Origin of the sequence: Mycobacterium sp. E136, assembly GCF_001666865.1 — a bacterium.
GTDB lineage: Bacteria > Actinomycetota > Actinomycetes > Mycobacteriales > Mycobacteriaceae > Mycobacterium.
This window is the reverse complement of the sequence record NZ_LZJE01000151.1, coordinates 1-12,614: the sequence shown is the minus strand read 5'-3', so window position 1 is coordinate 12,614 and position 12,614 is coordinate 1. Positions and strand designations below refer to the sequence as shown.

Sequence of the window (12,614 nt, the reverse complement as noted above, 5' to 3'; positions counted from 1 at the left end):
GGCAGCGCTGGATTCGCCATCGGCCTGTGGCTCCGGTTGGGCGGCAGCCGGTTTGGGCTGGGCCGGCGCGGCCGACTTCTTGGCACCCGGCCTGCGGGCGCCAGGCGCGATGCCGAGTCCCTTGACCTCGGGCTCGGGCTTGGCCTCCAGGCCCCGATCCGAGTCGGCGGTGTCGGTCTTGGCGCCCGGTGCCGCCTTATCCGGGTCGACGTTCGGCGGCTGCGTGACCGTCGCCTCGCCCTCGTTCGGTGACGCCGGCTGGGCCTTCTTCTTCGCGCCCGGACGCTTGGCGCCTGCCGCGATGCCGAGTCCCTTGACCTCCGGCTCGGGCGTCGCGGCGGCTTCCGGCTTGGCCTCCGCCTCTGCGGGTGCCGACTGTGCAGCGGGTGCTGCCTTCTTGGCGCCGGGCCGCTTGGCGCCCGCAGCGATGCCGAGCCCCTTCGCGGGAGGCGCTGCCGCAGCGGGCTTTTCGTCGGCCGCGGGCGCGGCCTTCTTGGCACCCGGGCGCTTGGCGCCGCCGGCGATTCCGAGACCCGTGACGGGCTTGGTCTCCGCCGGCCGAGCCGGTGATCCAGCTTCCGTCGCTGTCGCGGCCTCGGCCTTGGGCTCCGGTTCGGCCTGCGGCTCGGACGCGGCCTCGGCCGGGGCCTCCTTTGCGGGTGCTTCGGCGGCCAGCTTGGCCGCGCGCTCCTCGGCCTCCTTGGCGGCGGTGCCCTTCTCCGGCAGCGTGATGGTGCTCTTGTCCAGCGAGCCCAGCAGCAGCTGCGCCACGTCCAGAACCTCGGCCTTCTCGACCTCACGGGCGGCGGAGACCTCATCGACGCCGTCGGTGATCATCACGCGGCAGAACGGGCAACCGGTCGCGATCGTCGAGGCGGTGTCCATCGCCTCCTCGGTGCGCTCGGTGTTGACGCGCTTACCGATGTGCTCTTCCATCCACATCCGCGCGCCACCGGCGCCGCAGCACAGCCCGCGGTCGGCGTGGCGCGGCATCTCGGTCAGCTTTGCGCCGGAGGCGCCGATCAGCTCGCGCGGCGCCGAGTACTCCTTGTTGTGGCGCCCCAGGTAGCACGGATCGTGGTAGGTGATCTCCGTACCGCCGTCGGCCGGCGTGACGGGGATGAGCTTCTTGTCGCGCACCAGCCGGTTCAGCAGCTGCGTGTGGTGCAACACCGTGAAGTTGCCGCCGACCTGCGGATATTCGCGGCCCAGCGTATTGAAGCAGTGCGGGCAGGTGACAACGATCTTGCGGTCGACACGCTCGACGCCCTCGAACAGCTCGTTGAGCGTCTCGACGTTCTGCGCGGCCAGCTGCTGGAACAGGAACTCGTTGCCGGAGCGGCGGGCCGAGTCGCCGTTGCAGGTCTCGCCCTCACCGAGCACCAGGTACTTGACGCCCGCGGCGGCCAGCAGTTCGGCGACGGCCTTGGTGGTCTTCTTCGCGCGGTCCTCGTAGGCGCCGGCGCATCCCACCCAGAACAGGTATTCGTAACCGTCGAACGACTCGACGTCCTGGCCGTACACCGGCACGTCGAAGTCGACCTCGTCGATCCAGTTCGTGCGGTCCTTGGCGTTCTGGCCCCACGGATTGCCCTTGGCCTCCAGATTCTTGAACAACACGCCGAGTTCACCGGGGAACTCGGACTCCATCATCACCTGGTAGCGGCGCATGTCGACGATGTGATCGATGTGCTCGATGTCGACCGGGCACTGCTCGACGCAGGCACCGCACGTCGTGCAGGACCACAGCACGTCGGGGTCGATCACGCCGCCCTGTTCCTCGGTGCCGACCAGCGGCCGGGTCGCCTGCTCCGGGCCCGAACCCAGGATCCGTTCGAAGCCGGACTCGGGAACGTGCTCGTGCGAATGCTTCTCGGATTCCTTCTCGCCGCGCAGTTCCTCACCGAGGCCGCCTTCGGGCGTGTTCTCCAGCGGCGATTCCTTGTCACCGAGGATGTAGGGCGCCTTGGCGAACAGGTGGTCGCGCAGGTTCATGATCACGAGCTTGGGCGACAGCGGCTTACCGGTGTTCCACGCCGGGCACTGCGACTGGCACCGACCGCATTCGGTGCACGTGGTCATGTCGAGGTAGGCCTTCCACGTGAAATCCTCGATCTTGCCGCGGCCCAGCACCGCGTCCTCCGGCGGATCCTCGAAGTCGATGCGCTTTGCCTGCCCATCGACCGCGTACTCGACCGGCAGCAGCGGACCGAGCCCGTTGGGCATCCGCTTGAAGGTGACGTTGATGGGCGCCAGGCCGATGTGCAGGTGCTTGGAGTGCAGCACGATCAGCAGGAAGACCAGCATCACCGCGATGTGCAGCAGCAGCGCGATGGTCTCGATCCATTCGTTCGCGGGCTCACCCAGCGGATGCAGGGCCCAGCCCATGAACTGGGAGAAGAAGGCTCCGTTGCCGTAGGGCAGCGCGCCGGTGTTCACCGCGGCCCCGCGCACCAGCGCGTAGGTCCAGATGACGTTGAAGATCATGAACAGGATCAGCCAGGCGCCGCCGGTGTGCGAGCCGTAGAAGCGGGAGTCGCGGCCGTGCTGCTTGGGCTCCTGCATGACGCGGATGATCGCGAACGTGATGATGCCGAGCAGCACCGCGACGGCGAAGAAGTCCTGCAGGAAACCGAGCACGTCCCAACGGCCGATGATCGGGATGTGGAAATCGTGGTCGAACAGCAGGCCGTACGCCTCGAGGTAGACCGACGCCAGGATGAAGAAGCCCCACATCGTGAAGAAGTGGGCGAGGCCGGGCAGCGACCACTTGAGCAGCCGTGTTTGCCCGAAGACCTCTTCGACCTGCGTGGTGATGCGCTTGCCGAGGTTGTCCTTGCGGTTGTTCTCCGGGCTGGTGGGCGCGCCGGAGCGGATCAACGTCGTGAGCCACAGCACGCGTTTGGCGGCGAAGACCAGCACAAGGGCCGTCAGCCCCAGTCCGACGACGAGCCTGATCAGCATCTGGGTGTCCACCGCGCGCCTCCCGTTCTCAAGTTACCCAAGAGTAACTTATCGTAAGTTACCCGTCGGTAACTTAACTCAGGGCCTGCTCAAGCCCGGGGGTCATAGTTGCATCTCCAAGGGAAACGCCGCTACGAAGGTTGTCCTAACTACGCACCGTCGGTCGGGCTGGACTCGTCGGGCACGGTGTCGGTACCCGTTTGATCGCCGCTCGAATCCGTGTCGGCGGGACCCGGATCGGCGTCCGGAGCGCCGTTTCCAGGGCCCGGGTCGATCGGCGGCGGATCGGCCGACGGCGGGGTCTGCGGCTCGGGCGACGGGTCGGTTTCCGGTTCCGGCGACGATGGGGCCTCGGGCTCGGTCGACGGGGGAGTGGTCGTCGTCGGAGGCACGGTCGGGGGCGGCGGGCTCGGGGCCACCTGTGTGGCGGGCGCCGGACGCGCGCTGCGCTGTGGAGGTGCCGATGACCGCTGAGCCGGTTGCACGACGATCGTGGTGAGTTGAGGGGCCTGCGGCGCCGGGGGTGCTGGAGTGGGAGCCGGCGCCGCAGGCGCGGGGGGTGGTGCGACAGTGCTGGTCGCCGCCTCCACCGGGGTCACGGTGTCGTCGCGCAGCTGCATCACGACGAACAGCCCGGTCGTGATCGCCGCGGCGGCGGCTGCGAGGCCGAACAGGACGAGCGGGGACCGCCGCGGCGGCGCCTCGTCCTGCCAGTCCTCGCGGTGAAAGACGAGATCGGGGCGGGATTCGATGACGGGAAGGGGCGCGTCGTCCTGGTTGTCCTGGGACCAGGCAAGCGCGCCGAACGCGCTCGACGGCGGTCCGTCGATGCGGACGGTCGCTTCCTCGACCCCGGCGGGTGTCAGGGTCGTCGCGGGTTCGACGACGCGTCGGCGCTGTGCGATCAGGGCGGCGCCGCCGGCCGCGGCCAACTGAGGTTGCGGGGTGGTCACCACGGGCGCGCGCAGATGTTCGGACAGCTTCTGGGTGAGCATCGGAATGCGTGCTCCGCCGCCGACCGTCGCCACCGCCGTGACGGCGGCCGCCGGGACGCCGTAGCGATCGAGCGTGTCGTCCACGACCGCCAGGAAGTCGGCGACCGGATGCTGCAACAGCTGTTCGAGCTCGGCGCGCGTGACGCGGATCTCCGCGCGGTATCCGGGCACGTCGACCGGGATCGCGGTCGCGGTGTGCGCTGATAACCGTTCCTTGGCGGCGCGGCATTCGTCGCGCAGCCGCGTCAGCGAGCCGACGACCGCGGTGCCCGATGGATCGGTGTCGGAGGGCAGCGACGTCATCACGTGGGTCAGGAGTGCCTGGTCGACGAGATCGCCCGACAGGTCTGCGAACCGGACGGTTTCGCCGACCACCCCGTGGCCCGAGGAGGCGTTGGCCAGCGTGATGCTGGTTCCGGTACCGCCGAAGTCGCAGAGCACCACGACGCCGCGGGAGGGCAGGCCAGGCTCCGCGTTCAAAGCCGCCAGGGCCGCGGTGGCGTCGGTGATGACCGGCACGTCGTCACGCAGGACCTGGCGCACGGAGTCGGCGACCGACGGCCGCCAGTGCGCGGGAACCGCCACCGCCATGTCCGTTTCGACGTTGTGGCCGAGCCTCCGCAAGGCTTCAGCGAGGAGCCGCTCGGGTCGATGGGACGAACCGTCGGGGGCGATAAGCGGAACGGGATCGCCGATGCGGTCGACGAATCCGGTGAGCCGTTGCCCGCCGACCGTCAGCTCGGAGGGTCTGATCACCGCGGCGTGCCCGTCGCGGGTCGCGGTGAGGTTGGTCGCGCCGACCGAAACACCCAGCGGCCGGTCCGGAGATGCCTGGTGACTGATCATGGGATGACGCTATGGCGCTGCGCCGACGTGCGAATCCGGCGCCGATCCCGTCGTCGGCGGGCCCGCTTAGGGGATCTCCGTTAGGGGATGGCGACGGGTTGGGGGATCACGACTGCGGCGCCAGCATCGCCCGCAGCATCGACAACATCTCGGACCGGGACTCCGCGCCGAGACGGCGGCGGATCCGGGCGACATGGTGCTCGACCGTCTTCGCCGATATGAACAGCTGCGCACCGATGTCGCGGTACGGCATGCCGAGCAGGAGCAGTTCGGCGACCTCACGCTCGCGGTCGGACAGTCGCGACGACACGGGGCGCGCCGCACCGGCCCGCGCGGCCTCGGGCGCGCCGGGCTGCTCGGCGCCGGGAGCCTCGTCCAGTGCGACGGCCTGCTTCAGGTCGCGCGCGAGCTGAAGCATCGCACCCGACACCCGGCCGTCGGGGGCCTGCAGCGCGGCCTGACCGGCGAGCCGGGTGGCATCCCAGGTGAGGCCGACCTGCGCGAGCAGCCGCGCGGCGGTGGTGACCTCGTCGGTCTCGACGTGGTTCGCCAACACCCGCAACCACGTGCGGCCGGCGGTGGCCAGCGTCCTGGCGAGGGGGCTGCGACCGGCCGCCGCCGTCAGCGCCTGGCCGTGCGGTGCGACCGCGTCGGGAGCGTTGGCCAGGATGCCGGCGTGCACACCCGCCCAGTGCAGCGGGGCCGACCACAGGACGGGGTCGCCGAGTGAGCCGAGCAGAGCGAAGGCCTCGTCGATGGTGTGGCGCAGCCGGTCGATCTGGTGCATCCGAGCGGCGGCCATCCACAGTTCGCCGAGCGGCAGTAGAGAGAAGAGGTCCATCGAGTACTCGGCCAGCACCTCCACCGCCGAATACCAGTGCTTCTGCATGGCGCCGGTGTCGCCGCTGCGCCGGGCGATCGCGGTCTGCAGTGCGGCCGCCCACAGTGCGTCGCGGCGATGCAGCGGGGCGGTGTCGGCGTCGGCGTCGGCGATCGCGACGTCGGACGTCGCCGCGGACAGCTGTCCGTCCTGCATGCGCACCCATCCCAGCAGCAGCCGATGCCTGCGAGCGACGAAAAGCGCGGCCTCCGAACCGTCGTCGAGGCCGGTGCGCACGGCGCGGCCGATGACGCTGCGTGCCCGCACCGGATCGCCGCCGTGCAGTGCGGCCAGGGTCACCAGCGCTGCGGGCGTGTCAGGAGCGACGCCGGTGGTGGCCTGGTCGGTGGTGATCGCCTGGCCCAGTCGGCCGACGGCGGCGGGGTAGGGAGCGTCCAGCGACATCAGCAGCCCGTCGGCGAGGCTGCGCGCGGCGCGCGCCGTGGAGGTCGGCGGCCCACCGCTCTCGACGGACAACGCCGCCCGCGCGGCGGACAGGTCGCCGGCGGCGATCGACACCACGGCGCCCGCAGCGCTGATGAAGGCGTCCGGATACGGCCCCAGCCAGCGAAACAGGTCCGCGGCCTGGGCGGCGCTGCCGTCGTGGACCGCGATGCTTGCGGCGATCCGGACCGCGGCGGCCCTTTCGGCGGCATTGTCGGAGCCGAGCAGTTGATCGGTGAGCCGGCCTGCGGTGCCGCAGTCGCCGGTCAATGCCAGCGCGTCGGCCAGCTGTGAGCTCAGCGTGGTCGCCCCCGCATCGACGGCGCCGCGGTAAAGCCTTGCCGCCCTGGCGGGTTGGTTGTGGCTGCGTGCCGCCATGTCGGCCAGCGCGGTGGCCAGGCGATCGTCGCGCAAGCCGTGCTCGGCCATCTGCAACGCCAGTTCCGCCGACAGCGTCGACGATTCGAGCTGCGACACCAGAAGTGACACCTCGGTGTCGTGATGCCGTGCGGCGCCGAGGATCTGGGCGATACACCGGTGCAGCGTGCGTAAGAATGCCCGGCTGTGAGACGGCTCGATGAGGCCGGTGGCGCGGGCACGATCGACCAGTGCGTGCGCCTGCTCGGCGCCGATCCGCAACGCCGCCGCGACGTCATCCGGACCGAGCTCTCTGCTCAGCGATGTCATCAGAAGCGTGTCCAGTAAGGCATCGTCGAGGCGGCGGAGCCGTTCGATCATCGCGTACTTGACCGCGTGCAGGATGGCCGTTGCGGGCGCCTCGCCCTCCGGAGCCGCGGCGGCAGCGATCGCCGGTTGAAGCAGGAACGGCAGCCCGGCCGTCGCGACGACCAGTGACCGCACCATATCGGACGGTGCTGTGCCGCCGAGCTTTTCGGTGACGAGGGCGGCGACGTCGGCCGGGCCAAGCGACCCCAGGACGACGACCGGATTCTCGCGCTCGACCGCCGTGGACAGGGCACGCATGGCGGGCCGGTGTGCGACCGGCTCACTGCTGACGATGACCGTCGACTCCGGGTCGGACGCTCGATCCGTGAGCTGGTCGAGGACGTCGTCGTCGAGTAGCTGCACGTCGTCGATGACCACCGCGGCATGCTCGCCGGCACGCGGGGCCCGCGTGAGCACCGGCACGCCCGCGGCCCGCAGCGCGGTCCGGACGGCGGCCAGCACCGAGGTCTTACCCGTACCGACGCCACCCGAGACGAGAAGTTTGACCGGCTCGGTCGGTGCGGCCGCGAGCCTCGCGACCGCTTCGCGTGCGGGCGGCGGGATTTCGGTCCGCGGGTCCGACGCGGTCATGGCGCTACGGCACGTCCTCGGCGGGGATGTCCGGCAGCGGTTCCACCGACGTGGTCGGCGGCTCGGTGGTCGTCGGCGGCTGGGTGGTCGTCGGCTGCGTGGTCGTCGGACGCGTCGTCGTGGTGGTCGGCGGTGTGGTGGTGGTGGTCGTCGTTGTCGTCGTCGTAGTCGTGGTGCTCGGCGTCGTCGTGGTGGTCGTGGTCTCGGGAGGAGGCGGCGGCGGAATCACGCTCGTGGTCGCACGGCCGTCGTCTCCGGTGACCGTGACCGTCTGGGGCGCAACCGAAGTAGTCTGCTCCGGGGAGGGCCCGGTCTCGACCGTCGTCGCGGTCTCGGTGACCGGAGAGCTGTCACCGCTCGTGCTCGTCAGCGTGACCGCGAGCCCGCCGGCGGCCAGCAGTGCCGCGGCTGCCGCCGCGCCGAACAGCACCACCGGGCGGCGGTACCACGCCAGCGGCGCGGGCTCCGGCTCGTACTGCTCTTCCTCATGGGCGAATTCCATCCCCGGTCGCGCGCCAGTTGCGCCCACTTCGAAGGTGTAGTCCTCGCCGGCGTACGGGACCGGCTCATCGGCGGGGGAGTCGTCCTGCGACCACGCCAGCGCGCGGAACGTCGCCGAGGCGGCCCCGTCGGCGGCCGACTCAGAAGCCGCGACGCCGGCGGCGCCTGCGGCCCACGCGGCCGCGGCCATGCTGGTCGGCGCCATGCCGGTCGGGGCATCCGCGGCGGGCGCCATCCCCGTTGCCGCTCCGGCGGCGTCGGCGATCAGAGCCGCTCCCGCGGCGACGTTGAGCTGCGACTGCGGCGTGGTGATGACGGGCGCGCGCAGACGGGTCGACAGCTGCTGAGTGACCATCGGGATGTTCGCGCCGCCGCCGACGGTTGCGACGGCCGAGACGTTCGCTGTCGGAATGTTGTTGCGCTGCAACGCTTCCTGGACGGCGTTGAGCACACCGTCGAGGGGTTCGCTGATCAGCTGCTCCAATTCGGTGCGGGTCACCCGCACGTCGGAGGTGAACCCGGGCAGATCGGCGTGTACGACCGCTGCGGTGTCGGCGGACAGCTGTTCCTTGGCCACGCGAGCCTCGTTGCGCAACCGGGCCAGCGAGCTGACGGCGGCGGTGCCCGCCGGATCGGCGTCGTTGGCCGCCGCGATTCCCGCGACGACGTGGTTGAGCAGGAGTTGGTCGATCTGGTCGCCGGAGAACTCCGGGTAGCGCACCGTCTCCCCGACCGGAGCGAAGCCGGCACCGGCGTCGGCCAGGCTGATGCTGGTGCCGCTGCCGCCGAAATCGCACAGCACCACGACACCACTCGACGGCAGTCCGGGCGCGGCCTGCAGTGCGGCGAGCGCCGCCGCCGAATCGGGCACCAGCGTGGGCGCCACCCCGCCGGGAGCCAGGCCGGGCGCGGCACGCAGAGCGCCCCGCAGCGCACCCGTCGCCCCGGCACTCCAATGCGCGGGCACCGCGATCACGACCGGAGATCCGCCGCCGACCGTACGGGCCATGGCGTCGAGGGCTTCGGCCAGCACCTGTTCTCCGCGATGCGGTGAACCGTCAGCCGCAACCAACGGCACCGGGTCGCCGACCCGTTCGACGAAGCCGCTCAGCACCATCCCCGGTTGGTTCAGGTTCGGGTTCTCGGCCGGTACGCCGACCTCCGGCGGGCGATCGTCGAAGACCGTGAGAATGGATCGCCGCATGACCGGGGGACGGCCGACCCGGGCCGCCACCAAGTTGGTCGAACCGATCGACAACCCGAGTGAGTCGCTCATCTCCACCTCTGTATTTGGGTCAATTCGGACCCGGCCATCACGATAGCGGCTGGATCTCTCCGATTACGGGACCTGCCCCTAGTGGGAGGAAATCCCCTAACGGCTCGTCCCCTAACGACCCGGCCGAGCAGGTGGGTTTGACACCGATCACGGGGGCCGCCGCCGTCGATAGCATCGTGGCAAGCCAATTGGCTAGGTCATGTCTCTAGCCACTTATATCTGTTTGAGGGAGGGAGGGTGTTTCATGGCCAACGAGCTACTCGACTTCGTCATGTCGGTGGTGCGTGATCCCGACGCCGCCGCGCGTTTCGCCGCGGATCCGGATCAAGCCATTGTCGACGCCAATCTGACGAACGTCACCAGCGCCGATGTCCACGCCCTGATCCCTGCGGTCTCGGAGTCGATGTCGGCGCTGCCGACGACCGTCCCGACGACCGGGCTGGACGGCGGCATCACCGAGGCCGCGAGCAACGTGTGGAGCAGCGGTGCGGCCACGGCGGCGTTCGACGCCTTCGGGGACCATGTGCCGGCCAATGTGGCCGACGACGTCTCCACCGCATTGATCTCCGACCCCGGGGTCTCCGATCTCGCCGATCCGGACGTCCCCAGCGTCGCCGAGGTGGACGACACCTCGCTGCAGCAGCTGGACCACCCGGTGATCGACGACGTGGTCGAACAACCGCCGACGATCGACGACTTCAGCGATGCGGTGGCCGACGTGCAGCAGCTCGATATCGACGCGGGCGGGTTCGACATCTTCGACTGAGGCGCTCGACGCCGGAATGCGCGGTTACCCGAGGGGACCGCGCATTCGTCGTTTCCGGGGTGAATCGCCAGTTCAACGCATCATCGCCAGCCGATCCCCGAACCACCCCCTAATCCCCTAGCGCGGCCCCTACTCCGATCCCGGGGTGGCGCTGCGCAGGGAGGGGTTGTGACCCCGTTTCTGGGGGCTCGCCTCGGCCATAACGTGGTCCTCAGTTCGCCGGACGGACCGGCGACCAGACCACAACGAAAACCCCGAAAGGATCCGACATGAACCTCATCGACTGGTTTCTGAACCTGTTCCGCGACCCTGTCTCCGCCGCTGCGTTCGTGGCGGACCCCGACCGCGAACTGCACCAGGCCGGCTTCGGCAACGTCTCCGCCGCCCAGGTACAGGCCGTGGCGGCCACCGTGGCGCCCGCCGCGGTGGTGCACGGTGGTGGGAATCCGGTGGTGGGTTTGCAGCAGGCGGTGGCTCAGACGCATGGGATTGCGTTCACTCCGCAGCGTCAGACCGAGGTGTTGTCCAACAACGACACGCTCAGCCACAACGACACCCGGTTCCTGAGCCCGGAGACCAACACGGTCAACCATGCCGGCGCCGATCAGCAGCAGGGCATCGGCAACTTCGATCTGGAGTTCGGTGACATCACCTTCGGTGACAAGACCACCAACACCGCCACCGACGGCGGGGTCGTCAACACCGGCAATGCCGGCGATATCGATGCCACCAACGTCGAGGGCGACGGCAACGTGGTCGGCGATGACAACGAGAACGTCAACACCGGTGACATCGAGGACTCCAACGTCAACATCGGTGAGGACAACGAGATCGACGACAGCGGTGATCAGACCGCTGGTGGGGACATCATCTCCGATAACGACGGCCCGGTGATCAACGACGTCGACATGAGTGGGGGCAGCGGTGGCAGCGCTTCTGGCGGTGACGGCGGTGGCGGGCTGATCGGTGTGGGCAACGACGGCGGCAACGCCACCGGCGGGGCCGGCGGTTCGGGTGGGGGCATCGTGATCAACGACAACGACACCACGACCACCAATGTCGATGGCAACCAGACCACTGTCGGCGACATCGACGGCAGCGTGTCGGGCGGGATCTCCGGCGGCACGAGTGTCGAGGACAACTCGGTGGACAACTCGGTCGACAATTCGGTCGACAACTCCGGACAGGACAACTCGACCGACAACTCCGGTCAGGTCAACACCGACGTCGATGTCGACACCACCGTCGACGCCGGCCTGTTCTGAACCGAACACACAACGCCACTGGCGGGGATCAAACTGCGATCCCCGCCAGTCGGCACGTCACCCGGGCAGCATCGATGTGCTTGCCTCCCAGTATGTTTTGATCAGCCTCGCCACTGGATGCCGAAGTGGTCGGCGAACGCCCGGCCGCCGCTGTCGGTCACGGCGACGCCTCGGCCCCTGGCCGCTCGCTTCACCCATCCCGCCGCGAGGAAGCGGTCGAGCAGCGCGCGCCCCAGCGCACCGGCGACGTGGTGGCGTTGCTCGGTCCAGTCGATGCAGTAACGGACCAAAGGCCTTCTGGTGTCGGGTATCTCGACACCGATCCCGCAGAGGAAGTCGCGGCCGTCGTCGGTCAGCTCGTAGCGGACGTCGTAGCCCGGGCTGCTCAGCGCGTCACGTGCGTCGCGGTGCGGATCGTATCGACCGTCGCCGCCGACGAGGATCTCGCGTTCGAGCAGACTGCCCATCAACTGGACCCCGAGGCGGCCCGCGAGGTGGTCGTAGCAGGTGCGGGCCGCGCGCAGCCGCGCCGCGCGGGTGCCTTCGCGAAGCGACCGCACCGGACGCATCGGCGCCAGCCGCCCGAGGTGTTCGAGAAGCTCGCCGACCTCGCGTCCGGCCAACCTGTAGTAGCGGTTTCGGCCGTGGGTCTCCACGGAGAGCAGGCCGGCGTCGGTGAGCTTGGCGAGGTGGCTGCTGGCGGTCGATCGACTGACACCGGCCTCGTCGGCGAGCACACTGGCCGGCAGCGCGCGCCCGTCGTCCAGCGCCAGCAGCACCTTGCAGCGCGCCGGATCCGACAGCAACGACGCGAGAGAGGCGATGTCGACGTCGCCCGTCACGACCTCGGTGCCGTCACGCATGACGGGTCCTCCCTTCCTCTTTCGAAGGCGGCGGGGCGCGACCGATAGGTGATCAGCGCACCTGCCAGCAGGGCCGCCACGCCGAGCGCCAGCGCGGCACGTACGCCGCCGATGTCGTCGACCGCGGCCATGATGCTCCCCAATGACGCTACGCCGACGGTGATACCGACGAGCCGAGCGAGGTTCACCACGCCCGAGGCCAGCCCGCTGCGTCGAATCGGCATGGCCGACATCGCCAACCCCACCGCGGGGGCGGTGTTGAGGGCGAGCCCGGCACCCGCGAGGACGAACGCCGCCTCGAGCAACCAGATGTTCGCCTGCGGGCCCACGCAGGCGTAGACACCCAGGCCCGTCGCCATCAACAGCAGGCCCGCGGTCATCGGGGTTCGGGGATTCGTCCGCCGCGTCATCGCGTTCACCACCGGAATGAGCACCAGGTACGTCAGCGGCAGCGGAATGAACCACCACGCCGTGGCCAGGGCGCTCGCCCCGCGCTG

The 12,614-nt window shown here is 69.8% G+C and carries 7 protein-coding genes and 1 pseudogene; 2 read left to right on the top strand and 6 right to left on the bottom strand.

Going from position 1 to position 12,614, the window contains the following annotated elements; all coding sequences use genetic code 11:
* Positions 1–270: 270 nt before the first annotated feature.
* The 4 genes and pseudogenes from A5698_RS09965 to A5698_RS09950 all read right to left on the bottom strand — a co-directional run.
* Positions 271–2,976 (bottom strand): annotated as a pseudogene (locus A5698_RS09965) ((Fe-S)-binding protein); the annotation flags it as partial.
* A gap of 137 nt (positions 2,977–3,113) precedes the next feature.
* On the bottom strand, positions 3,114–4,805 hold the full coding sequence (locus A5698_RS09960) for an Hsp70 family protein (protein ID WP_068295930.1): 1,692 nt from the start codon (positions 4,803–4,805) through the stop codon (positions 3,114–3,116).
* Between the two features lie 106 nt (positions 4,806–4,911).
* Positions 4,912–7,446, bottom strand: coding sequence for an isoniazid response ATPase/transcriptional regulator IniR (iniR, locus tag A5698_RS09955; RefSeq protein WP_068295927.1), 2,535 nt, complete (start codon positions 7,444–7,446; stop codon positions 4,912–4,914).
* 4 nt (positions 7,447–7,450) lie between these two features.
* Complete coding sequence (locus A5698_RS09950; protein ID WP_068295935.1) at positions 7,451–9,223, bottom strand: Hsp70 family protein; 1,773 nt, start codon at positions 9,221–9,223, stop codon at positions 7,451–7,453.
* Positions 9,224–9,467: 244 nt separating this feature from the next.
* Here A5698_RS09950 and A5698_RS09945 point away from each other — a divergent pair, with 244 nt between their 5' ends.
* Both A5698_RS09945 and A5698_RS09940 read left to right on the top strand, forming a co-directional pair.
* The gene (locus A5698_RS09945) at positions 9,468–9,989 is read left to right on the top strand and encodes an Rv0340 family IniB-related protein (protein ID WP_068295925.1); all 522 of its coding nucleotides are present in this window, start codon (positions 9,468–9,470) and stop codon (positions 9,987–9,989) included.
* Positions 9,990–10,258: 269 nt separating this feature from the next.
* Entirely contained in the window at positions 10,259–11,254 is a 996-nt protein-coding gene (locus A5698_RS09940; protein ID WP_068295923.1) for an IniB N-terminal domain-containing protein, read from the top strand.
* Positions 11,255–11,355: 101 nt separating this feature from the next.
* Here the strand turns inward: A5698_RS09940 and A5698_RS09935 are convergent, their stop codons facing one another.
* Positions 11,356–12,117, bottom strand: a complete 762-nt coding sequence (locus A5698_RS09935) for an ArsR/SmtB family transcription factor (RefSeq protein WP_068295921.1) — start codon at positions 12,115–12,117, stop codon at positions 11,356–11,358.
* The coding region (locus A5698_RS09930; RefSeq protein ID WP_156670687.1) for an MFS transporter at positions 12,093–12,614 on the bottom strand (522 nt) is incomplete at its 5' end. The genes A5698_RS09930 and A5698_RS09935, both read right to left, overlap by 25 nt.

Coding starts and splice junctions, on each gene's coding strand:
- A5698_RS09950 (WP_068295935.1), bottom strand. CDS start 9,223: ATGAGCGACTCACTCGGGTTGTCGATCGGTTCGACCAACTTGGTGGCG.
- iniR (WP_068295927.1), bottom strand. CDS start 7,446: ATGACCGCGTCGGACCCGCGGACCGAAATCCCGCCGCCCGCACGCGAA.
- A5698_RS09945 (WP_068295925.1), top strand. CDS start 9,468: ATGGCCAACGAGCTACTCGACTTCGTCATGTCGGTGGTGCGTGATCCC.
- A5698_RS09960 (WP_068295930.1), bottom strand. CDS start 4,805: ATGATCAGTCACCAGGCATCTCCGGACCGGCCGCTGGGTGTTTCGGTC.
- A5698_RS09935 (WP_068295921.1), bottom strand. CDS start 12,117: ATGCGTGACGGCACCGAGGTCGTGACGGGCGACGTCGACATCGCCTCT.
- A5698_RS09940 (WP_068295923.1), top strand. CDS start 10,259: ATGAACCTCATCGACTGGTTTCTGAACCTGTTCCGCGACCCTGTCTCC.